The organism is Sporanaerobium hydrogeniformans (assembly GCF_002735925.1).
Lineage (GTDB): Bacteria > Bacillota > Clostridia > Lachnospirales > Cellulosilyticaceae > Sporanaerobium > Sporanaerobium hydrogeniformans.
Genome location: NZ_PEDL01000017.1, coordinates 1 through 25,111, shown reverse-complemented (window position 1 = coordinate 25,111; position 25,111 = coordinate 1). Strand labels below are relative to the sequence as shown.

Annotated in this window: 23 protein-coding genes and 1 riboswitch; all 23 genes read left to right on the top strand. The window is 36.5% G+C overall.

Translation table 11 applies throughout. The features are described 5' to 3' along the window. Window positions 1-12: 12 nt before the first annotated feature. Window positions 13-4,215 carry a fibronectin type III domain-containing protein gene (locus tag CS063_RS13520; protein ID WP_099450232.1) on the top strand — a complete coding sequence of 1,401 codons (4,203 nt, stop codon included), beginning with the start codon at window positions 13-15 and terminating at the stop codon, window positions 4,213-4,215. 79 nt (window positions 4,216-4,294) lie between these two features. After that, window positions 4,295-5,089, top strand: a complete 795-nt coding sequence (locus tag CS063_RS13515) for a YwmB family TATA-box binding protein (protein ID WP_099450231.1) — start codon at window positions 4,295-4,297, stop codon at window positions 5,087-5,089. A gap of 64 nt (window positions 5,090-5,153) precedes the next feature. Next, window positions 5,154-6,065: a SpoIID/LytB domain-containing protein gene (locus tag CS063_RS13510; RefSeq protein ID WP_099450230.1), complete on the top strand. Its 912-nt coding sequence runs from the start codon at window positions 5,154-5,156 to the stop codon at window positions 6,063-6,065. A gap of 59 nt (window positions 6,066-6,124) precedes the next feature. Continuing rightward, window positions 6,125-7,027, top strand: coding sequence for a peptidoglycan DD-metalloendopeptidase family protein (locus CS063_RS13505; protein WP_099450229.1), 903 nt, complete (start codon window positions 6,125-6,127; stop codon window positions 7,025-7,027). 179 nt (window positions 7,028-7,206) lie between these two features. After that, on the top strand, window positions 7,207-7,461 hold the full coding sequence (gene spoIIID, locus CS063_RS13500) for a sporulation transcriptional regulator SpoIIID (RefSeq protein WP_099450228.1): 255 nt from the start codon (window positions 7,207-7,209) through the stop codon (window positions 7,459-7,461). A 174-nt stretch (window positions 7,462-7,635) separates the two neighbouring features. Next, entirely contained in the window at window positions 7,636-8,640 is a 1,005-nt protein-coding gene (gene mreB, locus CS063_RS13495) for a rod shape-determining protein (protein WP_099450227.1), read from the top strand. A gap of 24 nt (window positions 8,641-8,664) precedes the next feature. After that, the gene (flgF, locus tag CS063_RS13490) at window positions 8,665-9,432 is read left to right on the top strand and encodes a flagellar basal-body rod protein FlgF (protein WP_099450226.1); all 768 of its coding nucleotides are present in this window, start codon (window positions 8,665-8,667) and stop codon (window positions 9,430-9,432) included. 12 nt (window positions 9,433-9,444) lie between these two features. After that, complete coding sequence (locus CS063_RS13485) at window positions 9,445-10,257, top strand: flagellar hook-basal body protein (protein ID WP_099450225.1); 813 nt, start codon at window positions 9,445-9,447, stop codon at window positions 10,255-10,257. 14 nt (window positions 10,258-10,271) lie between these two features. Beyond that, complete coding sequence (locus CS063_RS13480) at window positions 10,272-10,673, top strand: rod-binding protein (protein WP_099450224.1); 402 nt, start codon at window positions 10,272-10,274, stop codon at window positions 10,671-10,673. A gap of 47 nt (window positions 10,674-10,720) precedes the next feature. Next, window positions 10,721-10,822: riboswitch (SAM riboswitch) on the top strand. Window positions 10,823-10,916: 94 nt separating this feature from the next. Further along, a complete protein-coding gene (metK, locus tag CS063_RS13475; protein ID WP_099450223.1) occupies window positions 10,917-12,104 on the top strand; it encodes a methionine adenosyltransferase in 1,188 nt (395 codons plus the stop codon). A 160-nt stretch (window positions 12,105-12,264) separates the two neighbouring features. Beyond that, window positions 12,265-13,476, top strand: a complete 1,212-nt coding sequence (locus tag CS063_RS13470) for a hypothetical protein (RefSeq protein WP_099450222.1) — start codon at window positions 12,265-12,267, stop codon at window positions 13,474-13,476. A gap of 121 nt (window positions 13,477-13,597) precedes the next feature. After that, on the top strand, window positions 13,598-15,859 hold the full coding sequence (gene recD2, locus CS063_RS13465; RefSeq protein WP_099450221.1) for an SF1B family DNA helicase RecD2: 2,262 nt from the start codon (window positions 13,598-13,600) through the stop codon (window positions 15,857-15,859). 15 nt (window positions 15,860-15,874) lie between these two features. Beyond that, window positions 15,875-16,579: a ComF family protein gene (locus tag CS063_RS13460; RefSeq protein ID WP_099450220.1), complete on the top strand. Its 705-nt coding sequence runs from the start codon at window positions 15,875-15,877 to the stop codon at window positions 16,577-16,579. A gap of 42 nt (window positions 16,580-16,621) precedes the next feature. Beyond that, on the top strand, window positions 16,622-17,053 hold the full coding sequence (locus tag CS063_RS13455) for a hypothetical protein (protein WP_099450219.1): 432 nt from the start codon (window positions 16,622-16,624) through the stop codon (window positions 17,051-17,053). A gap of 132 nt (window positions 17,054-17,185) precedes the next feature. Next, window positions 17,186-17,461, top strand: a complete 276-nt coding sequence (gene flgM / locus CS063_RS13450) for a flagellar biosynthesis anti-sigma factor FlgM (protein ID WP_180270797.1) — start codon at window positions 17,186-17,188, stop codon at window positions 17,459-17,461. 8 nt (window positions 17,462-17,469) lie between these two features. Next, window positions 17,470-17,979: a flagellar protein FlgN gene (locus CS063_RS13445; RefSeq protein WP_099450217.1), complete on the top strand. Its 510-nt coding sequence runs from the start codon at window positions 17,470-17,472 to the stop codon at window positions 17,977-17,979. A gap of 11 nt (window positions 17,980-17,990) precedes the next feature. Beyond that, window positions 17,991-19,685, top strand: coding sequence for a flagellar hook-associated protein FlgK (flgK, locus tag CS063_RS13440; protein WP_099450216.1), 1,695 nt, complete (start codon window positions 17,991-17,993; stop codon window positions 19,683-19,685). Window positions 19,686-19,700: 15 nt separating this feature from the next. After that, a complete protein-coding gene (gene flgK, locus CS063_RS13435) occupies window positions 19,701-21,824 on the top strand; it encodes a flagellar hook-associated protein FlgK (protein ID WP_099450215.1) in 2,124 nt (707 codons plus the stop codon). Window positions 21,825-21,838: 14 nt separating this feature from the next. Beyond that, a complete protein-coding gene (gene flgL / locus CS063_RS13430) occupies window positions 21,839-23,305 on the top strand; it encodes a flagellar hook-associated protein FlgL (RefSeq protein ID WP_099450214.1) in 1,467 nt (488 codons plus the stop codon). Window positions 23,306-23,406: 101 nt separating this feature from the next. Then, window positions 23,407-23,859 (top strand): flagellar assembly protein FliW, encoded by a 453-nt coding sequence (gene fliW / locus CS063_RS13425; protein ID WP_099450213.1) that lies wholly within the window; start codon window positions 23,407-23,409, stop codon window positions 23,857-23,859. After that, window positions 23,853-24,089, top strand: coding sequence for a carbon storage regulator CsrA (gene csrA, locus CS063_RS13420; protein ID WP_099450212.1), 237 nt, complete (start codon window positions 23,853-23,855; stop codon window positions 24,087-24,089). Before fliW ends, csrA begins: the two co-directional genes overlap by 7 nt. A gap of 98 nt (window positions 24,090-24,187) precedes the next feature. Further along, on the top strand, window positions 24,188-24,637 hold the full coding sequence (locus CS063_RS13415) for a flagellar protein FlaG (protein ID WP_308415514.1): 450 nt from the start codon (window positions 24,188-24,190) through the stop codon (window positions 24,635-24,637). A 192-nt stretch (window positions 24,638-24,829) separates the two neighbouring features. Next, a partial coding sequence (locus tag CS063_RS13410) for a flagellin N-terminal helical domain-containing protein (RefSeq protein ID WP_456300490.1) occupies window positions 24,830-25,111 on the top strand: 282 nt, incomplete at its 3' end.

The following is a 25,111-nucleotide window of genomic DNA, read 5'->3' as shown; positions in this document are numbered from 1 at the left end:
GGAGGCAAGAATATGAAGAAAAGAAGGATAGCGGGGGTATTAGCAGGTATTCTGCTTTTAAATGCATTTCCCGTGCTAGGTAATACACAAGATAAGTTGCCTGCGGATGGGATATCACCTATTGTAGTAGGTCATGATGGAACGGGAAGTAACATGTATCCTAAAGCTAGAATTACCTTTAAAAAAGCAACTAACCATTCTATTTTAGAAGGCAATAGTAATGATAAGGCAGAAGCAGAATTTTATAGACTTTCCTTAGAAGATGCTTTTGGTAATCGTATAACAAGTAATCAAATTCCAGCCACAGGGGAGAATACCTATACTTTACAAATGGAGGATGTACTACCTGATCCAAACCAATTTAAGAATGGTAGCCTATATAAGGTAAGTGTAATCCCTGGACATTGGCATACCAATGAGGAGAATAAGCAGTATGAAGCGGGGATAACAGGTACAGGAGAGCATCCTAAGAAATATTTCGTAACCGACTTTAACACTACTGCAAGAGAAGTAGGAGATGCGATTCAAATTGTTTGGGAATACATCCCAGGGGCGACTTATAAGCTTGTGTACATTGATAAGGATGTATCGACTAAAGCTGGAGTAGATGGAACAGATGGGAGTAATCCAACAGGAGTGGGTTCACAAACAGTAACGATTACCGAAGAAACCGCTCAGCTTATTACGGAAAAGGGTGTCAGAAAAGTAAAATACACAATACCTAATACAAGGCCAGGGCAAAAGTATTCAGCTTACGTTGTTGTAGACGACATTAATAGTAGCTTTTTAAAAGATCGTTTTTCAAATATAGGAATAAATACAGAGACACCTAAAATTGTTAATGCAACACGTAGTGTGGAGTTAAACATTACATCTATAGGAAAAGGTCGCATAGAGCTTTCTTGGAAGCTAGGTGCATGGGCAGATAACAATACACTTCAAACGACTAAAATATGGAGAAGACAAGAAGGGGAGGTCGGCTATACTCTTATAGGAACAATTAACAATGCAGCCCTTCAACCACGTGACCCAGAGCGATTTGAGCACGATGAACCGAAGGTAAAGAGTTATTATTATGTAGAGTATATGTTCTTAGGAGGGGAAACACTGACTACGAAGGAAGTAGAATATGTGCCTTATGAATTAAGAGAGCAACCACTCAAACCTCAAATACCAGAGCCCTACTCAGATAGTGTTCAAACCCAAGAGGGATTTAACAAAGCAGATTACCTAGTTAAAGGGGATGACATTTCCCAAGACAAAATGAAGATGCATACCTTTTATTCTAAAAATCAAAATCCGCTACAACTTCAACTTGTATGGGATGCGCCTAAGCATAGAGTAAACGGTGAAGAGCGCGTAGAATACAGTATGAAATACGATATATGGGTAGTAGATTATGAAACCTTACTTGCAGATGAAACGTTAGAACCAGTCATTGAAGATTTTACTGCAAAAGAAGGAGACGAGCAAAGTGTAATCTTTAAACAAGATAATACAACTGCAGTAGGTTTTAAAACCTTACTAACACAATATGTTAACCGTCAGGGAGAGATAAAAAAACTAATAGCCAATAATACGTACTACATTAAAATAGTGGCTAAAAGAAATTATAGTGGTATTTATGAAGAGTCTCAGCCTACCATCGTAGCTATTACGGTTGATAAAAATGGCGATATTTTTACACCACCTGTTTTAGCCAAACCACCTCTTCGTATTCAAGCAAATGGTATCAAGGAAGAAAGTATCACTATGGAATGGTTGGAGAGCTGGCATGAGATTACGGCTAATGATCCAAGTAAGTACACAGATGAAGAAGAACGTTTCTTTGCAAAACTTTGGAACAGTAAAGTCTATACCGGTGGAAAGCCAGAGATTAAATTTGCAGGTAGTGAAGGTTTAAAGGAGCATCTTTTATTAACACAAACGGAGCTAGAACTTGTTAAGCAAACGGTAGGGTCTACCTATGGTGCTAATTACAAAGACCGTTACGTAACGTTAGGAAATGATGTGAAATATGAGGTGAAGCCTTTACTTTATGATGATGTCATTAAAGCAATGAAGGAAGAGATTACCACAACGAGTGCACTTGAAATCGAAAAATGGATTTATGATAATGAAAAAGATAGCACGACCGGGTGGCAAACTATCACTCCAGGTGCAGCTAACCACGGAGATGGCTTAGCATGGAAACAATATACAATGGGAGGGCTTAAGCCTAATACGCGCTATATCGTGATGATTAGAGCTTATAGAGAACTAGAAACAGGAGAAAAGTTGACACAGACTTTTCCAAGTTTTGTTATAGGGACAACAAATACTTCCTTTGAAAATCCAGAAGCCAAGCCTATTGTACCTGTTCTGATGCCAAATGGGGTAACAGACAGTTCGGTATCAGTAGCGTGGACCTATAACAGTGACTTTATTTATGAACTTGTTTATAGCCGAACAGGTGACCCAGATAAAGCAAAAACATGGGAATTTACTATCTCTGATAAGCCAGGGGATAAAAATTATGTCTCTAACGGAGCAAAAGCCAGTGTAACCATAACAGGGCTTATACCAGAAACTACCTATAATGTATGGATACGTGCTAAGCAAAAGATTGGCACCGAAGTTTCTGCATGGAGCAACCCTGTTACACAGACGACAACAACTATAGGGGTACCTGATGCACCTAGAGGGCTTGGACCAGCGGCCTATGAAAGCATACTAGAGTTAGGTAAAGACTTTAAGCCTGTTACAGAAAGTTACATTACTGTAGAATGGATGCGTATTCAAGAGGATCTTGATAATCAAGCGGAAATAACAAATAAAAAGTATGAGTATATAGTAGAATTTGCAGATAATCCAGAATTTATGGATGCTATAGAAGTAAGTACAAGTGGGCAAAATAATACAGGAGATACAACTGCTAAGTTCGAAATACACGCTAAAAACATGATACAGTTTAAAGGTCTTGTTGCCAATAGGCCCTATTATGTACGTGTAAAGACTGTGCTAACCTTTAAGGATACAGAAACAGAGAGGACAATTATAAAGGAATCAGCCTATACAGCAAGGGTAAGGATTTTGACAAAAAATTCAGATAATGAATACGATGCGGGAGATAACGAATATGTTGTTACCTTCCCTAATGCAGTAGAAGAGTCTTATAGTTCAGGAATATGGACTTATGAAATCGTTGATACCAACAAGATAATCTCTGATTTAATCAATAAAAAAGCTTATTATTATACCATTCCTCTTATAAGGTATAATAACCGTTACGATGCAGATGTAAGACGTCTTAAGATGTCTAAGGCTTTAGCAGATACTTTGGCTAACCTTAATATGGAGCTTAAGGTAGTAACCAGTGTAGGAACTTATGAGATTCCAGTTAAGCATATGAGCTATGCATTAAAGGGTTATAAAGCAACAGACAGTGTACAATTTGAATTTACAAAAGGGATGGAGTATAAGCTTGGTTTTATAGTAAAGCCCTATCCTGAAAAATTTGTAAAAGGTGAACAATTAGGGATTACTGTAAGGTCAGGGACTAAACAAAATGTCATTAAAAGCTTTACAAATCCTATAAAAGTAAAATTAAAATTAGATGGCATTAGAGATTATAGCTATAAAACACTTACAGCTAGTACTTATAATTATGATACAGCTAACTGGAACAATGAAACCTATACCATAGAAGGTGAAAAAGAGACTTATATAAGCTATAAAACAGCCTTTACAGGTCTATATGCCCTTTATGAAACACAAATGCAAGCAGTAAGTGGTACGACAAGTTACATAATGAGTAAGCTTGCAGCTACCTATAATATTTCAGGCTTAGGTAGTGTATACTATAAATCAGATTACGTTTATAGAGATCAGTATGTAAATCTTTTATTAGGTATTGCCGAAAATCAGGTAGGTATAGATTTAACAGCTTCAGCTTCTTCACAAACATTTGAAAAAGCAAGACGAGCAGGTCTTTATACAAGCTCTCATTCCAGTGTACTTACCCAAGAGGAAGCTATAGCAGGCATAGTGAAACTTTATGAACTCAAGCAAGGGTATAAGATTAAACCATCTAAAATGACTTTTGTAGGTGTAAGTCCAACTTATACGGAAGCCGTTTCAAAGGCTTATGCTATAGGGTTAATTGAAGGGATTACAGCTAAAAATAAAGTGACCTTTGAAGAGCTCAGTAGCTGGATCTGGCAGGTTATAGAGTAAATAATTTAAGAAGAAAAGTGAATAAGAAAAACAAAAATCCCCCATACTCTAACTAACAAAAGGAGAGGGGGATTTTTTTATGAGATTAAGCCATTGTAAAGTGATATTACTTACCTTACTTTTATCAACAACCTATATTTTAGGGATCGATTTATATGATCAAAAAGCAAACACGTTAGGTACTCTTTATGAGGCAGTTCAATTACCTGGTCTTACATACAACCAAATAGAAGTTTCATTTTCAGGAATAAATGAAGGGCAGGTTGCAAGTCTTAAGGACTTTGTTCAAAAAGGTGCTGAAGCTATTACAGCCTTTTCACATGGTGAAGAGTGCTCTAAGCTGTGTACGCAGTTACATGATAATGATGCGCAAACAAGTCTAGGCAAAGAAGACTCAGCCATTAAGGTTCATGTGGAGGACGAACAAAAGCATTCTCTATATGAGCTAGAGCTTAAAGCGAATAAAAAAACACCTACAACAAGTTTTTATGTACTTAAGCTTCATGGTACAGAGGATATAGGCCAGCTGGAGCTTTGGAGACAGGCGGCATTTAAACTATATGATAAATGGAGAGTAAGCCCAAGTGAATATATAAGCTTTAAAGGATGCCTCCAAGGGACATTAAGTGTTAGTGAACAAGAAGTTTGGGCTAATACAGTAATGAAAAACCTTCATGGGGAAATAACAGATACGTATATACCTACAGATAGAGAAGATATGGTTACTTATTATGGTTATACAAAAGACTATAAAGATTTTATAAGAGATCATAGAGGGCAAAAAGCAAACACACAAATAAGCTTTATTTATAATGAAGAGGAAGACAGCACTACTTGTATGATAGCCTTTCCTTTTTACAATGAGCCTTTTTAATTCATAAAGTGGTACCTTTCTCATATACTATAGAGAGGATGATGAGGACAAGGGGGTACTATCGATGAAAAAAATCTTAATACAGTTTGTTTTTATAGGGAGCACTTTGTTTTTGCTACCCTTTTTTATTGTTTGGGTAACAGGAAATCTGGATGTAAAACTTGCTTATAAATTGGAGAGTAGGGAGACAGGCATTACAGAAGAACAGCAGGTATCTCTAGTAGAGACTAGTAGGCTGATTGGTATATTAGCTAAAGAGGTGCCTTCTCATTATGAAATGGAAACGCTAAAGGCTCAAGGGGTTATATGCCGTACTTATTTGGCAAGGCGCATACTAGGGATAGAAACAAAAGGAGAGCTTACAGGCTATACAGAAGAAGAGATGAAAGATTTGTGGGGGCAAGATTATGCGTCTATCTATACAACCTATAAAGAAGCAGTAGAAGCTACGGGGAATGAAATCATTCTTTACAATAATGAGCCGATTGAGGCTATTTATCATCGAGCAAGTGGTGGTTTTACACGTGATGCCAAAGAAGTTTACAAGCTGGATATTCCTTACTTAGTAGGTGTAGAAAGTAGTAAGGATCATGTGACCAAACAAGTACCTTTAAAGAAGACAGAAATTATCAAATTGTTAGAAGAAAAATATCCTAACATTCTGTTAGAGAAAAACTTAGAAACACAAATTCAAATAATAGAAAAAGACCAGGCAGAGTATGTGAAGAGTTTGCAAATAGGAAATCAAATTATAGAAGGAGAAGAGTTTAAAAATCTTTTAGGCCTGCCCTCTAGTTGTTTTAAAATCTTTAATCAAGGGGAATGGCTAGTTTTCGATGTGAGGGGAGAAGGGCATGGTGTTGGTTTTAGTCAAAATGGGGCGAATGAATTAGCTAAAGAAGATAAGGATTACAGGGAGCTCATTCGCTATTACTATACAGACGTAGAAATTGCACAATATAATTACAAAAGATAAAATACATTGAATAAAACAAAAAAACTCTGGCGATAATCTACACGTCGGAGGTGTATAGAATGAATAATACAAAAGTTGGACAATTTTTTAAAAAGTATGGCTTTTATATTGCTGTAGGAGTAATTTGCATAGGTGCACTTACTGCCATATTTATTCTTCCTAGTATGGAGGGCAATGTAAAGGAACAAGCTAATCCTTATGCAGCCAATGAAGCAGCTACAGGAAATGATGTAAAAGCTCAAGATGAGCAAGTAGGTGACGTTATTGTAGAGATGGAGCCTGAAGGAATTGCACCTGATGCTTCTGAAGAACAAGCCGTAGTAAAAGAAGATGAAAAGTCCTCTTCTTTAGCTACAAGTGAAGAAAGTAAGGAAGCAGTAGAAGGTGTTGTGCCAGAGAACTTTGAATCAACCACAGCTACAGTAGCAAGTGAACCTTTCTTTGCAAAAGGAGATACCTTTGTTTGGCCAGTAGATGGTAAAGTTGTTGTACCTTACACAGATGCAGCAACAAGTCATTGGTATAGTGAGTCACTTAATCAAACAATGAGAACTTTTGGTGTTTGTATTGCAGCTCAAACAGGTGAAAATGTAAAGGCTGTAGCAGATGGTAAGGTTATTGATATTGTTGATGATTCGACTATTCTTGAGGGAGATATGCCTTATGTAGGCCGTACAATGATTATCGACAATGGCAATGGCTATAAGACAGTGTATGGTTTTCAAGGCGGTACACCTAATAAAGATTTATTAGGTAAAGTTGTAAAAGCTGGAGATATTATTGGTACAGTAGGTAAACCAATGGGTGCCTTTGTTTTAGAAGGTAGCAACATTTATTTACAAGTGATGTGTAATGAAGATATTGTGAACCCATTAGAGTTTCTTGACTACAAACAAAATGCTTCTAATGTAAGTGTAGAAGTAGAAGGTGTAGACATGGGACATACTGCGGATGCAGAATAGTCCCCAATAAGCTTATTGAAGTATTTAAAAAGGGGCAGTATAAGAGAATGATCTTACACTGCTCCTTTTTAGTGATTATAAGTGTGTGGAAGAATTCATGTAAATGTCATTTAGTTGTAATAAGTAGGAAGGGCCCTGCATAAGATTAATCAAGAGCCAAAGTTAGGGGGGGCCTTTTCTTGAAAGCTTATATAGAAGAAAGAGCCGTAGAAGCTGCGAAGTTTATTATCAATTCTAACGCTACTGTCCGAGAAACAGCAAAGAAATTTGGTATTAGTAAAAGTACAGTTCACAAAGATGTAACAGAAAGGCTAGAGAGAATAAATCCAAAGCTTGCATCCGAAGCAAGAAAGGTGTTGGAGCTAAATAAAGCAGAAAGGCATCTACGAGGAGGATTGGCAACAAAAGAAAAATATTCCACTATCCTAAAATAGATAAAAATACATAGCATCTCATTTTTGATGAGATGCTATAATTATTTATGAATATTTTGCAAAAATAATCCTTTTAATGTTATAATAAGGTATTGAGAGTATAAATAAAATATTTGATGTCTGAAGTTAAGATAAAGTATAGATTAGAGAGTATTGGTACAAAGGAGAAGAACCATGTTTGGATTTGGAACAGATATTGGAATTGACCTAGGCACGGCATATGTACTTATTTACGTGAAGGGGAAGGGGATTGTTTTAAGGGAACCTTCTGTAGTGGCAATTAAAGAAAAAACAAATGAAATTATGGCTGTAGGTGAGGAAGCTAAAAAGATGCTAGGGAGAACTCCGGCAAATATAAGATCCATTCGTCCTCTAAGCCAAGGGGTTATTTCAGATTATGATGCAACAGAGCAGATGCTAAAATATTTCATTAACAAGGCTATAGGACATAGACTTATTAAGCCTCGTATTGGTGTGTGTGTACCCAGTGGTGTAACAGAAGTAGAAAAAAAAGCAGTAGAGGATGCAACAAAGCAAGCAGGAGCAAGGTATGTAGATACTATTGAAGAACCTATTGCTGCAGCTATTGGATCAGGCATAGATATTTCTAGACCTTGTGGAAGTATGATTGTAGATGTAGGTGGGGGAACAAGTGATATTGCAGTTATTTCATTGGGTGGAGCAGTTGTAAAGAAATCTCTTAAATGTGCGGGTGATGACTTTGATGAGGCAATTATTAAATATGTACGTAAGAAGTATAATATTTTAATTGGGGAAAGAACGGCTGAACAAATAAAAATTAATGTAGGAAGCGTTTATAAACGAGAGGTTCCAGTCGATATAGAAGTAAGAGGTAGAAATCTTGTATTGGGTCTTCCTAAAAATATCATTATCACTTCAGAAGAAATTATGGAGGCGTTAGAAGAGCCTATAACTAATATTATAGATGGTATTCGATCTGTGTTAGAGGCTACACCACCAGAATTAGCTGCTGATATATCGGATAGAGGTATTGTACTGACAGGTGGAGGAAGCCTTATCTATGGATTTGATAAATTAATTCATGAAAGAACAGGCATTACTGCAGTAATTGCAGAAGATGCTATGTCTTGTGTTGCCATAGGAACAGGTATGTGGGTAGAGTACCGTTACGCTAAGGGTAATCCATATAACAGATAGTTAAAGAAAGAGGGAGGAAAAGGGATGATTAGAGGCTTATACACAGCCGCTACGGGTTTAAATGTTCAAACTAAAAAGATGGATGTTATCTCTAATGATTTAGCCAATGTCAATACAACAGGCTATAAAAAAGATACGACAGTCATAGCATCTTTTCCGCAAATATTAGCGAGTCGTCTGGACGATACACAGAATCAAGTACCTCACAATGGTCCTATTGGTAGGATGAGTTTAGGGGCAAGGGTGGACGAAGTATATACTCAGTTTTCGCAAGGTTCTGTTATTAAAACAGATGAAGTAGTAGATGTGGCTATTCAAGGCTCTGGCTTTTTTGTTATTCAAACACCAGGAGGGACAAGCTATACCCGAGATGGGAACTTCTCAATTAATCAGCTAGGTAATATTGTAACTAAAGAGGGTTATAGTGTAATGGGACAAGATGGACCTATTAGCTTAGGAGAAGATTTTTTAACAACGGGCGGAGAAGTCATTATTAAAGAGGATGGTACGATTTATAAAGGGACAGAGTATATAGACCAATTGGATTTAGCTGATTTTGAGGATACACGAACACTTACTAAAATAGATGACAATCTTTTTGCAGCGACTGCACCTCGAACAGAATTCAGGGGAAGCATCATTCAAGGGTATCTAGAAGCTTCTACGGTTAATCCAGTAACGGCTATGGTAGATATGATTACTGTTTCCAGGGCTTATGAAGCGAATCAAAAGGTAGTCCAAACCCATGATTCACTTTTAGGTAGGGCAGTTAATGATATAGGAAAGATGTAGGAGGAATAAGAGATGGTAAGAGGTTTATGGACGGCAGCGTCTGGTATGGTTGCGCAACAACTCAATGTAGATACAATTTCTAATAACTTAGCCAATGTCAATACAACGGGTTATAAAAAAGAAACAACCCATTTCAAAAGCTTGCTTTATGCAAACTTAGAAGGGCCAGAGATCCCCAATATTCAAGCACCAGCATCTATGCAAGTAGGACATGGTGTAAGAGCACTTCCTAACTCACGTAATTATACAATGGGTATTTTGCAAGCTACAGAAAATGCTACAGACCTTGCAATAGAAGGAAAAGGCTTTTTTGCTGTTCAAAAGGCAGATCAAGAAACCTATACACGTGATGGGAGCTTTCGTATCGCTCTGGTTGATGGGGGAACCTATGCATTAGTTACAGCTGATGGAGATCCTGTTTTGTCTACAGAAGATGAATCTATCATCATTGGAACGGATGTACCTATTAATAAAGTGATATTTGGCGGGGATGGTTCACTTTACTATATGGATCCTGATACCAACACCCGTATGGATATTGCTAAAATAAAAATTGTACAGTTCTCTAATACAGAAGGCTTAGAGGCCATTGGTTCTAACCTTTTTATAGAAACACCTGCTTCTGGAGAACCTCTTTTAGAAGGGGAAACGGAAGGTCTTAAGCTCAGCAATGTGAGAGCAGGCTATCTAGAAGGCTCTAATGTGCAGATTGCAGAAGAAATGGTAAAACTTATAGTAGCTCAAAGAGCCTATGAGCTTAACTCTACAGCTATTAAAACAGTAGATACGATGATGCAACAAGCCAATGACCTTAAGCGTAGTTAAGAGGGGTGAAAAAAGTGGATATATCAAGCTTACAATTTAGTACCCATTATACTCAGCAACTTTTAGAACAAACAGCAACTGAGCAAAATAAAGATTTTAAAAAAATGCTTAATGAGGCTATAACAAAAGAAGATGATAAAGAACTTAAAGAAGCATGTGTAGCTATGGAATCTTATATGCTTTCCATGATTATGAAGCAAATGAAAAGTGCATTTCTTTCAGAAGAAAATAGCCTTGTTCCTAAAGGGGATTATGAGAAGATGTTTGAAGACTACCAAATCAATGCCCAGTGTGAAAATATGGCTAAAGTGGGCGGGATTGGCCTTGCAGATATGATGTATAAACAAATGAAAGCTTCTTATGGCAGTCAAGGTGTCACAAATACGCAAGCCTCTACATTTCAAAGTGAAAGTTAAAATAAAATATTGACAGATTTTAGGGTAAATAGTACACTAAATACGAACACTTATCCAGAGAGGTGGAGGGACCAGGCCCTATGAAACCCGGCAACCTAGCAAGTATGCAAAGGTGCCAATTCCGACGCGGCTAACGCGTAAGATGAGGACGTATGATTGCATTTTACAACCTCATTTTTTAATGAGGTTTTTTATTTTGCTTTCGGAAATCCTAATACCAAACAACTTGAAGGAGGATTTAAAATGGCAAGAAGATTATTTACATCAGAATCAGTTACAGAAGGACATCCAGATAAAATTGCAGACCAAATTTCAGATGCAGTTTTAGATGCAATTTATGCACAAGATCCACAAGCAAGGGTAGCTTGTGAAACAGCTTTAACAACAGGACTTGTTCTTGTAATGGGAGAAATCTCAACAAATTGTTATGTAGACATTAATAAAACAGTAAGAGATACGATTAATGAGATTGGTTACAATAAACCCGAATTTGGCTTTGATGGCCATTCTTGTGGTGTAATTGTAGCGCTTGATGAGCAATCAGCAGATATTGCCATGGGTGTAGATAAAGCTTTAGAAGCAAAACGTGGTGAAATGAGTGAAGAGGCGATTGAAGCCATTGGCGCAGGAGACCAAGGAATGATGTTTGGGTTTGCTTGTAATGAAACACCAGAACTGATGCCTATGCCTATATCACTGGCACACAGACTTTCTAGAAGGCTGACAGAAGTACGTAAAAATGGTACACTTAGTTATTTAAGACCAGATGGTAAAACACAAGTAACTGTAGAGTATGACGGAGATACACCGGTAAGAATTGATGCAGTTGTTGTTTCTACTCAGCATGCAGAAGAAGTAACTCAAGAGCAAATTCATGAAGATATCATGAATCTTGTTATTAAACCTATTGTACCAGAAGAGCTTTTAGATGCAGATACAAAATATTTTATCAACCCAACAGGACGCTTTGTAATTGGAGGACCTGTTGGTGACTCAGGTCTTACAGGGCGTAAAATTATAGTAGACACTTATGGTGGCTATGCAAGTCATGGTGGTGGTGCTTTCTCAGGGAAAGACCCAACAAAAGTAGACCGTTCAGCAGCTTATGCAGCACGTTATGTAGCTAAAAATATTGTAGCAGCAGGCTTAGCGAGCAAATGTGAAATTGAACTTGCTTATGCAATCGGTGTAGCAAGACCAGTATCTGTCCTTATTAACACACATGGAACAGGCTGTGTAAGTGATGATAAGCTTGTAGAAATTGTAAACAAAACCTTTGATCTTCGTCCAGCAGGTATTATTAAAATGCTTGACCTTAGAAGACCTATCTATAAACAAACAGCAGCTTATGGGCACTTTGGTCGTACAGACATAGACCTTCCATGGGAAAGAACAGATAAGGTAGAAGAGTTAAAAGCAGCTATTCAATAAAAATAAGACAAAAGCTATCGTAAAGAACCTTATGATAGCTTTTCTTATTGAATAGTATTACAATTTGTTTACAAATTCTGAATAGATGAAAAAAACATCAGTCAATAAGATATACTATTAAGAGCTTTAAATTTTATAGTATAAGTAGGAGGTAATGGATGTGAAAAGAAGGTTAATGGCATTTTTAACAGTTATTATTATGCTGTTTAGCATGGTAGGCTGTAGCAAAGAAGGACTAGCATTAATGGACGAGATGAATAAGGTGAGTAGCTGGGAAGGTGAAAATATCTCTGCTACTATGACCATGGCTGCTGAAGTACAAGGTATGAAAATGGACATGAAGCTAGATATAGCAGGTTGGGTAAATGCGACAACACTTCAAGGCGAACTAGAAATGAATCTCAAAGAAATCAAACTCAATGGGGAAGCAATACCAGGTATGAAGCTTTCACCTATTAAAGCCTATATGGATAAGCAAATAGTATATATTAGCAAATCTTACTTTACAGAGCTTTTTGGACTAGTAGGAGCACCTGTTCCAGAAAAATTAAATGCGATTCAGGCAGAATACATAGGGATTGACACCGCAAATCAAGTTTTAGGCATTAAGCCATTAGATGCTAAACAAGCAAATAGCTTAGCAATGGATTTAGTTAAAAAGACAAATGTAAATGTAGCTATTAAGCAAGACAAGAGAAATTATACTTTAGAGATGAATTCTGACCAACTAGTAGATGCAACCATAGCTTTTCTAAATGCAGCACTGAATAATATGGATACAATTAATAAAATAGCAGATACAGGTATGACACAAGCAGAAGTGGATAAAGAAAAAGAAAGTCTTCAGGCTTATCTTCTTTTAGCAAAAACTCAAATTAAACCCATGGTTAGTGGAAGCAACTTAAAGGTTAATTATCATTTTGAAGATAATAAATATGCATCCGGTTTAGATATGCAAATTCAAGTGGCTTCTGGTAACGAAAAAGTTTTAGCGAGCATGAAGTTTGACGCAGTAGCTACTAAAACAGAGAAAAAAGAATTTGTGCTTCCTAAAAATGTAATTAAGTTATCAATGGAAGAGTACATGGCATTATTAGGTAGTCCTGTTAATCAAGGGGCTACTGTAGAGAAGAAAGAGAGTATCACTAAAGGGGGAGTAAATTACCTTCCTCTTCGAGCAGTGATGAGTCAACTTGGTTTTGATGTAACCTATGATAAAGCAACACAAAAAACATTTATTGTAATAAGTGGTCAAAAAATAGAAGCAAATACCCTTATTCAAGGAGGTACAGCATATATTTCAGTAGCTGAACTTCAAAAACTTGGATTTAACGTACAGGAAGTAGAAACAGGCTTTATTGTTTCACTTTAATAAAAACTTTAAAAGTAAGGTGCCCATCACAAGGAAATGGGCACCTTTTACTCTTTGAGGGCAATATGTTATACTAATAAAAACTCAAAAGGTTAAATCAGAGATAGAAGTGGTGAATGAAGTGGATGAACAAGTCGTACTAGAAGCAACCATAGAGGATATTATTTATCAAAATAAAGAAAATGGCTATACCGTTTGTACTGTGGAATACGAAGGAGAGGAAATCTCTTGCGTTGGAGAAATGGCGGGTGTTTATGCAGGGGAGGATATTAAATTAGTAGGTCACTGGACGACACATCCTGTGTATGGGAAACAAATCAAGGTGATGTATTTCGAGAGGAGTATGCCTAAGACAGTGCAAGGGATGGAAAAATATTTAGCTTCTGGTGTGATTAAAGGAATTGGAGCAAAGACAGCAAAGAAGATTGTTAAACACTTTGGGCTAGAAACCTTTCGCATTATAGAAGAAGAGCCTTTGGTTTTAGCACAGGTTAGTGGAATTAGTGAGAAGAAGGCGCAAGAGATTGGAGAAGTTTTTCATGCCCAATATGAGCTAAGACAAGCCATGCTTTTTTTGCAAGATTACGGTATTACACCCACTTATGCTATTAAAATTTATAAACAATATAAAAATAAGACAATGGAGGTTGTAAAAAACACACCCTATCGTCTGGTAGAGGATATATTTGGGATAGGCTTTAAAAAAGCAGATGAAATTGCACAAAAAGTAGGGATTACCCACGAAGACCCTCATCGTATTAAAACAGGTGTTATCTATATACTGTCTAATTTTTCTGCAAATGGGCATACTTATATGCCAAGAGAGAATTTAGTAAAAGAGGCAGTAAGTTTATTAGGACTGAATGCAAAAGACCTTATAGAGGACAATGGTGAGCCTTACCATCCTTTAGTAGAAAATGCGCTGATTGAACTCAATCTTGGGAAGCAAATTATTATTAAGGTATACGGAGAGAAGAAATGTGTTTTTCTAGCCTATCTTTATTATAGCGAACAGGCAGTAGCTAGAAAGTTAATTGACCTTGCTGCTCTTTATGAACCAAGTACTCACCTAGATATAGAAAAAGAACTTATTAAAACACAAAAAGAACTTCAGATAGAGCTAGTTGAAGAGCAAAAAGAAGCGATCAAGCATGTGCTTACTTATGGAGTGACTGTGATTACAGGAGGACCTGGTACAGGTAAGACCACAACCATTAATGCGCTTCTCAATATGCTAGAGAAGGCAGGTGATGAAGTACTATTAGCAGCTCCCACAGGAAGGGCAGCTAAACGTATGAGTGAGGCTACAGGCATAGAAGCTCAAACCATTCATCGTTTACTTGAAATTAACTATATACGTGAGGATGCGAGTAGGCAAATGTTCAATCGCAATGAGGAAAATCCCCTTGAAGCGGATGTCATCATTGTAGATGAAATGTCTATGGTGGATATCACTTTAATGCATGCCTTACTGAAGGCTGTAGTAGAAGGTCAACGCCTTGTACTTATTGGAGATGCAGACCAACTCCCCTCAGTAGGTGCAGGTAATGTACTCAAAGATATTATCAAAAGTAAGAGGTTACCTGTAGTAAGGCTCGTTCAAATTTTTAGACAAGCTAGTCAGAGTGCTATTATTCGGAATGCCCATCTTATTAATAAAGGCGAATATCCTATTACAAATGAAAAGGATACAGATTTTTTCTTTATGACAAGAGGGGCACAAGAGGATGTAAAAAATACAATTATTGAACTGATAACATCTAGGCTTCCTAAATATCAAGGCTTTGATAGTTTAAAGGATATACAGGTATTAGTTCCTATGCGCAAAGGTATTGTAGGTGTCAATGAGCTTAATAAAGCTTTACAAGAAGCTATTAATCCACCGCAGCCACTTAAACCTCAAAAAGAATATCGTGGAGTCCTTTTTAGAGAGGGAGATAAGGTAATGCAGATTAAAAATAATTACAATACTCCTTGGAAAATCCTTGCTAAAACAGGACTACCTATTGATGAAGGTGTAGGTATATTTAATGGAGACTGTGGGCTTATTACGGGCATCAATGAGGAGACTGAGATTTTAATAGTTACTTTTGATGATCAAAAGGTAGTAGAGTATGAATTTAATCAATTAGATGAATTAGAACTTGCTTATGCAGTTACCATACACAAGTCTCAAGGAAGTGAGTATCCAGCGGTTATTTTACCTATCCATAGTGGTCCTCCTATGCTTCTTAATCGTAACTTACTCTATACAGCTGTAACAAGGGCGAAAAAGCTAGTAGTAGCTGTAGGGCTTAGAGAAACCATGGAGCGCATGGTAGATAATAATAAAGAGATAGAGAGATATTCCAGTTTAGTGATGCATCTTACCGGGTTAATTTAAAAATGAGGAGAAAATATGTACGCATTAACCCAGTTGCTTTTCCCAACTAAATGTACATTATGTGAAACTATTTTAGAAAATGAGGAAGAGAGTACTTTATGTTCCCGGTGTTACCCTCTTGTCCTAAGAGAACATGTCTGTAAAAGGTGCGGAAGACCTTATGCACTTGATGCATGTCACTGTGCATATTGTAGCAAGGAGGACTTAGAGGAAAAACCACCTATAAGGGCATTATTTCTGTATGATGGCGTAGCAAGACAAGCTGTCTTGAGATGGAAGTATAAGGGACTTCGGAAGTATGCCAGAGATTATGCTGAGTTGTTTGTGCATGATTTAGGGTGGTTTGTGGATAAAGAAATAGATGCACTTATTCCAGTCCCACTAGCGCCTCATCGCTTAAGGAAAAGAGGCTTTAATCAAGCACTTGATTTATGTAAGGAGCTCTCTAAGTTAACAACTATTCCAACCAAAGATATTTTACGAAGAATTAAAAATACCAAACCTCAATCAGATTGTGATAGAGAAGAGCGTTTGAAGCAACTTTATAAAAGTATGGCAATTAACTCACAAAATGACGTTTTAGGCTTAAGAAATATAGTATTAGTTGACGATATATATACAACAGGTACGACTATTAAAGAATGTGTACGTGCATTAACTGACAAAAAGGATAATAATATTGAAAAAATATATGTATTGATAGTTTGTATTGGTGTATAATAAAGTAAATGTATAGGCTTAGTAAGATGGGGGGAGATGTAGATGGAAGTTAGAGTATGTAGAAGATGCAAAAAAATGTATCAACATATTAGTGGACCAAGTGTTTGTCCACAGTGTAAGAAAAAAGAAGAAGAAATGTTTCAAAAGGTAAAAGAATATTTAAGAGAAAACCCAGGTGCTTCTATGCAGGAAGTAAGCATAGAGACAGATACTCCTGTAGGGCTCATTGAAAGCTTCTTAAGGCAAGGGCGTCTGCAAATTGCACCAGGCTCACCTATTACATTATCTTGCGAAAGTTGTGGTATAAAGATTCTTTCAGGTAGGTATTGTGATAGATGTAGCAGTGCAGTAAATGAGAGTATTAATGACATGGCAAAAGAACTCAATGCGACAAAACAATTGATACTAGAAAAAGACCGGGAAAAAGGTGAAAAAGATAAAATGCGTTTCTTACAGTCTGATAAAATTAAATAAGTCTTAAATGAGAGGAAGCTTTGGGATAAGCTTACCTCTCATTTTATTTTGCTAAAGTGTCTAAAGTCCTTATTATAAAGGTCGATATATTATACATAAATAGTAAACGAAGAGATGAGTGAGGTGTTTAGAATGAGAATAGATAAGTTAGCAGGTATCTATGAAACCTATAACAAACAGATGGTATCCAAATATAAAGCGGTTACGAAAACAAATAAGAAGGATGAAGTGGATTTATCTGGCACAGCTAAAGATTACCAAGCAGCTTATAAAGCACTTAGTAATGTACCTGATATAAGACAAGATAAGGTAAAGGCTTTAAAAGAACAGATTGCTTCAGGTACTTATGATGTAGGTGCAAAAGAGGTAGCAGAAAAAATATTATCCAGTTTTGATATAAAAGGTTAGGAATCCATATGGCAGGTATTGTATATGAACTAATAGACACCCTAGAAGAAGAAAGAGAGTGTTATGAAGGCTTATGTACTCTAGCTAAGTATAAGGAAGAGGCTATTGTAAATAAGCAAATTGATTTTCTCCAAGAAGTAGTGAAAAGGGAAGAGGAGTTTGCAGGCAGAGTATCTATCCTAGAAAGAAGGAGAGATGCTCTTCTTAATGACATTGCTATCGTAACGGGGATTTCTGCAAAAGAAATTAATGTAACAAGACTCATAGAGAAATTAGGAGAGGAAAATGAAGCGAGTAAGCGCCTCATTGCATTAAGAACAGAGCTTTTAGACAAGATAGAGGGGTTAAAAAAGCAAAATGAATTAAATACCCTACTCATTGACCATTCCTTAGAGCTGATTAACTTTACTATTAAGGCCATAGAGAGCACGCGATTACAAATGCCCTCTACTAGTTATAGTAAGGATGGAGATCAACCAGGGATGGCAAAGCATAGCTTTTTTGATCAAAAACAGTAAAGGAGGACACTATGGCATCGATTGCAAGTTTAGGGAGAATGGTATCAGGACTTAAAGCTGCTCAAAAAGGATTGCAAGTAACAGGGCAGAACCTTTCAAATATGAATACACCAGGTTATACAAGACAACAACTCCTGCAGCATGAAAGTGCATACCTTAATATAGGAAGTGCCAGTAGTGGACTGATGCAGGTAGGGCTAGGAGTAAGTCAGACAGAAATTCGCCAAATCAGAGATAGTTTAGCGGATAGGCGCTTTCGAACGGAGAGTACTGTACTTAATTATTATACGACATGTCATTCGGCAATGAGTGAAATAGAAAGTATATTAGATGAGCCTTATGGTGAAGGGGTTAGTGAGATGCTTAGTAGCTTCTGGGCACAGACACAAAAGCTTAATACGAATCCAGATGGCGTAGAAGAAAGGCTTTCTTTTATACAGGCTGCCAACGTACTTATAAAAAAGGCAAATCAAGTAACCAATGCTTTAAATACTTATCAAGATAATCTCAATACACAGGTTATTGCAGCTACTAAACGAATCAATGAGATTATAAAAGAAGTTAAAGACTATAATGATAAAATTGCTGTTAATGAAATAAATGGTGATCATGCCAATGATTATAGAGATGCGCGTAATAAGTTATTAGATGAATTGGCAACGTATGGTGAGGTTAAATACGAAGAAGATGCAGATAGTAAAATTACCTTAAGCTTTGAAAATACAGTTGTTGTAGATAAGGATTTTACTACGTTATTAGAATTAAAACAGACAAAAGAAAAGAGTCCTTTTGTAAAGCCTGTGTGGTCTACCAATAAGGAAGATGTCTATAAGTTAGACAAAGTCATATCAGCAGCTAAGGAAACGGATACGGGTAGCCTCAAAGCACTTCTTATCGCAAGAGGAGAAGAGTACGTCAATGAGAAAACTACATGGGACGACATTGCTCTTAATAGTCATTACAGTGTAGATATGACAGGAAATAGCTATATCATTCCTAAGATTCAAAAAAAGTTTAATGATTTTATTCATGCAGTAGTAGATGTGGCGAATGAAACGCTTAATGGAATGGGAATTGGTATCCACCAAGGTATGACGGGTGTTCCTATTTTTACTCCTATAAAAACACCAGCAGATAATCCACCACCTACTAAACCCAACCTAGATGACTATGTAGATGAAGCAGCTTACAACGTAGCTTATGATCAATATATTAAAGATTATACAACTTACTTAACAAGTGATGCACTTAAAAGTTATATGGTACCAGGTAATTTACAGGTTAATCCAGAACTATTAGAAGAAGGTGGATACAATAAATTAGGAACAGTTGCCAATGATCCTGAGAACGTAGGAGATAATAGTAAAATAACTGAGCTGCTAGCCAATTGGGGAGCTGCTAAAGATTGGCCAGGTGAGCTAAGTACACTATCACCTAGTTCACCTCATTACAAGAAGGTTTCTATTATGAATTACTATGCAGAATTTGTAACAGACATAGGGATGGAGGGTTCTGGCTATCAGAATAAGGCATCAGAGAAATTAGCAACAGTTAACAACATTGACCAGCAAAGAAGTGCGATGAGTGGCGTTTCACAAGACGAAGAGTTAACCTTTATGCTTAAATACCAATATGCTTATAATGCAGCAGCACGTATGGTAACGATAATGGACGGTATGATGGACACCATTATTAATAAGATGTAATAAGGAGGTAGAAAAATGGCTTTTTTTGAATTTAACATTGGAGTAAGTGGCTTATTTGCAGCTCAAAGAGGCTTGGCAGTTACCTCCAATAATATTAGTAATGCCAATACCGTAGGTTACTCAAGGCAAGTTTTAGAACAACAAGCTAGCAGACCTCTTACAGGTATTGGTGTGGGTATGGTTGGAACAGGTGTAGATACGACAGGTGTTATGCGTATGCATAATTCTTATCTGGATAACAAACTTTGGAATCAGAATGATAAGTTGGGTGAATATCGTGTAAAGGTAGAGCAGAGTGCTCTTGTAGAAGCTGTTTTCGGAGAACCAAGTGAAACAGGGTTTACGAAGGTTTATAATGATTTATTTAAAGCTTTTGATGATCTCAGCAAATTTCCTGATGAAAACGAACGAAAAGTAGCTCTTAGACAACAGATGATTAACTATACAAAATATTATAATAACATTGCTAAGTCACTTTCAAATTATCAGCAAGACCTTAACTACAATGTAAAGGCAGCGGTAGATGAGATTAATCTTTTAGGGAGTAAAATTCAAAGTCTTAACGCTCAAATCTATCAAGCTGAAATTTTTGGCAATGACACCAATACTTTTAAAGATGAAAGAGAAGTATGTATTGACAGGCTGTCGCAGATTATTAATGTCGATACAAAAGAACAGGAAGTAGAAGTGGATGATAAAAAGTTTACTCAGCTTACAGTTAAGATAGCAGGACAAACCTTAGTTGATCATTTAGATATGAGGGAACTAGGCATTGAGGTAAGAGGTAACAAAGAGATACAACTAAATAACCTAGCGACAGACATTGATACTCTCAATAAGAAAATTCAAGATCTAGGCAAAACTCAAGTAGATGTTGAAAATGAATTAAATACCCTCAAAGGAGAAATGACAGCACTAGAAGCTATTCTTGCGGCAGCAGTAGCAGGGGGAGACCCAGGGGCAATTGCAGCAGCACAGGCAGATGTGGATGCTAAAGCACAAGAAGTGAAAGACAGTGAGAAAGAACTTAAGCTATTTCAAGAGCGTGAGGTAAAGGCTACTGCTATGCAGAAATTAGATAGCCAAGTAAGCGTGACAAAGGGAAATCTTTACGAAGTAAGCTATAATGATAATGGGACAGCGAGACTTTTAGTGGATATAGCAAATCCTGGAATGAATACTGGTTATAAACTAGAACTTAAAAAACTTAATGAACAGGATGTAGATGGACTCTATGATGTAGTATGGAGGGATGGTATTCCTTTTAATATGCGAGATAACACGATGTCAGGTGAATTAAAAGGAATTATTGATATTCGTGATGGGTGTGGGGTTATTGATAATACAAAGGGTGTAACGTATAATGGTATACCGTATTACATCAAGCGTATGGATAACTTCGTAAGAGAATTTGCTCGTACCCTTAACGAAACCTATAGTATGGATCAAGAGGGTTACGTGCAGGTTAAAGATTTTACGGATGCAGTAACTGGTACAACGGTAAAATATGTTAAGCGTGATGAATATGGTAAACTTACATATTATGATGAGGATAAAAACTTACTTCCAGCAGGAACAAAAGAAGAAGAAAAAGAAAGGGAAAAGAGTGTTAAAACACTTTATCAGCTTTTTACCTATTCAACAGGTAGTACGACGGGAGCCCCTGATCAAAATGCAACTCTTGAAAACAACTATAAAAACATGACAGCTGCGAACTTCTCTATTTCCTATGCTATTTATGAAAGTATTAACAATATTCGAACCAATACAGAGCATATACCTAATAAAGATACAAGCCAAGTTGTAAACCCTAACCCAAGTAATAATGATCTATTAGCTGCCTTATCTGGGCAAAAAGATAATAAAAAGATGTTTAAAGAAGGCGACCCTAAGGATTATATGGTATCTATGTTTAGTGAATTAGGGATCAATGCACAAGAAGCAGAAATGTATTACAAGACTCAAACTTCTATCACTCAGACGATTGATAACCAAAGATTATCAGTTTCTCAAGTGGATATGAACGATGAGTTTACCAATCTTATCAAATATCAGCAAGCTTATCAAGTAAGTGCAAAGCTTATTAATACCATAGATAGTATTTATGAGACTACCATTTTTAAACTTGGTAATTTCTAAAAGGAGGATGACACATGCGCGTTACGAATGGAATGATTCGTCAAAATATGATGCACGGTTTAAATACCAATATGTCTAAGCTAGATACCCTTTACAATCAAATGAATACCCTAAAAAAAGTAAGTCGTCCTTCTGATAATCCTGTTATAACAGGAAGAGCCCTTAAATTAAGAGTGAATGTATTAGAAACGAAGCAATATACGAGTAATACCAAAGAAGCAACTTCGTGGATGGAAACAACAGAAGCAGCACTAAAAAATGTTCATACCATCCTAACAGATATTCGTACAAGATGTGTACAGGCATCTACAGATACTTTAGATAGTGCAGATAGAGAAAAAATTCTTACAGACATATCTCAGCTATGGGAACAGCTTGGACAGGAAGCTAATGTAACTTATGCAGGTCGTTATGTCTTCTCAGGTTATAAAACGAATCAACCTGTTATACTTAAAGAGGCTCAAACACTTAAAGAAGATATCACTTTAAATGCAGACTATACATTAAAAGCAGGAACAGAATTAAAAGCAGGAACAGAGTTAAAGGAAGGTTCTATTTTATCCAAAGGAACAGAACTTACAGAGGATATTATTATTGCTGAGGCAGGGGATACGTTAGGAATAGGCACTGTACTTGGCAAGGGGACGGTTTTAGAAGCAGGTACAACTCTTCCTAAAGGACTTGCACTTAAGGCAGGTACTACTTTATCAGCAGCAGATGCAGCTACACTAGGGGTAACATCACCTCTTACTGAAGATTTTGCGTTAACACAGGATCTTGTGTTAACGGGTGACATGACTGTAGGTAATGAAATGACCTTAACAGAGGATATTGTTCTTGGAGGAGATGTAAAAATAACCAGTGGAACGGTATTGGAAACAGATGTAACACTTCTAGCAGACGTTACTTTAACAGCAGATATGAAAATAGGAGAAGATGCTAAGGCTGTAAAGGGTTCTACTTTGAAAGAGGCTTCTATTATGCCAACTGGTAGTGTGAATCCTATTGTTTTTAATACAGAAGCCAATGGTAAAGTTAATATTAATGAGGCTCAGCTTATTGAATATGAAATTGGTGTAGGAAGTACTATTAGTGTAAACACCTTAGGTGTAGCAAGCTCTATGCAAAAAATAGGTGGAGATATTGAGGAGTTAATAGATGCCCTTACCTATGCTCAAGAAACAGGTGATGACACTAAACTGAATGAGGTGTTTACTAATAAAATAAAAGACTTCGAAGAATCACTAGCGGATATTTCAGATAAAATGGCAGATCTAGGAAGTCGTACCACACGACTAAAATACACACAATCTAGATTAGTAGATGACACAACGAACTTTACAGAACTTCTTTCTAATACAGAAGATATTGATATTGAAGAAACCTATGTGGAATTTAATGCACAATATATGGTTTATCAATCTGCACTTCAAGCTACGTCCAAGGTCATTATGAATACTTTAGCTGACTTTTTAAGCTGATAGAAGTTGCTTGACACCTAGCGACTTCTTTGTAAAAGAAGAGAGTACTCTTCTTTTTTTTTTATAAATTGATAGATTCCATTATACAGAGGAGGGTATATATGTTATTAAAAACAAAAAGCTTTGGGGATATTGAAATAGGAGAAGAAAAATTTATTACCTTTAAAGAAGGAATTCCAGGGTTTGAGGAGCTTAAACAATTTATTATCATTGAAGAGGAAGAGGAAAGTCCTTTTTGTTATTTACAAAGTATAGAAGATGAAGCTATTTGTTTTATTCTTACTAATCCTTATTTGTTTAAGCCAGACTATGAACCAGCTATTGCAAAGCACTACTTCCAACAATTAGGCGGAGGAGATTTGAAAAATTTCAGTGTTTTCGCCATGGTAAGTGTAAAAGGAGAGATAGAAACAGCTACTCTTAATCTTATGGCACCCCTTGTTATTCAGCAAGAAACAAGGTTTGGAATGCAAGTCATACTAGATGGGCAAGACTATACAACGAAGCATGCCGTTTTAGACTTGTTAGCAGAAAGGGGAGAGCAGTCATGTTAGCTCTAACACGAAAAAAGGACGAAGCCATCATTATAGATGGCAATATTGAAATTAAGATTTTAGATGTACAAGGCGATAAAGTAAAAATTGGTATTTCAGCACCTAAAGATGTAAGCATTTATAGAGAAGAACTCTATAACCTTGTCAAAGCCAGTAATGAAGGGGCACATGAAGTTACAGCTACCAATAAAGATGTTCTTACGAATCTTAAAACTCTTATTAAAAAATAATGTATAAGAAATGAACACACACCTCTTAATTTTTGAAAAAAACAGACGATATAAAAATATATATAGGTTAAATGAGTCTATTATTAGGAGGTGAAAAAATGAGTATAGGAAGTGTAGGTACTGGAATAAGTGGAGGAAGCCATGCTACAGCAGAAGTAAAGGTAGAGATAAAGGCACCCGAGATGAAGATTTCTGAGAAGTCTATATCTTCTCAGGCGATTAAGGCACAGAAGAATAAAGGGGAGCAGGAGTCAGCGTTAGGTATGGATTCTTCTTTAGAAATAAGACAGAAAATGCTAAGTGCAGGGTATATACCTAGCTTTCAAGAAAAAAAGCTTATGGAGTCCATTGAGAAGACTAATGCAGAATTAGTAGGAGCCAATCGAGAACTCCAAATATCTATTCATGATAAGACACATCGTGTAATGGCTAAAGTGATTGATAAAGAAACGAAAGAGGTTATTAAGGAGATTCCTTCAGAAAAGCTTCTAGATATCGTATATAGTATGCTTGAGTATTCAGGTCTTGTTGTGGACGAAAAAATGTAAAAGAATATAAAAAACAGAAATCGTAAAAAGGCGACTTCTGTTTTTTTTAGATTAATCTTACACATAAAAGACCAAAAAGAATAAAAAATTTGTATTTAATATTAAAGAGAGTTGTCTTCTAACCGATATAAAAAGAAAAGAAGTGTAAAAGGCATGGATGCCTAGCACATAGATTCAAGGAGGGATAAATTTATGAGTAGTTCAGTAATTGCTCACAACCTTGTAGCAACCAATGCCTTTAATAAATTAGGTGTTAATGGTAAGGGTAGTACAAAGGCAATGGAAAAATTATCATCTGGTTATAGAATTAACCGTGCAGGTGATGACGCTGCTGGTCTTGCTATTTCAGAAAAAATGAGAAGTCAAGTAAAAGGCTTAAATCAAGCATCTCGTAATGCACAAGATGGTGTATCTCTTATCCAAACAGCAGAAGGTGCTCTTGGTGAAGTACACAATATGCTTGGTCGTATGAAA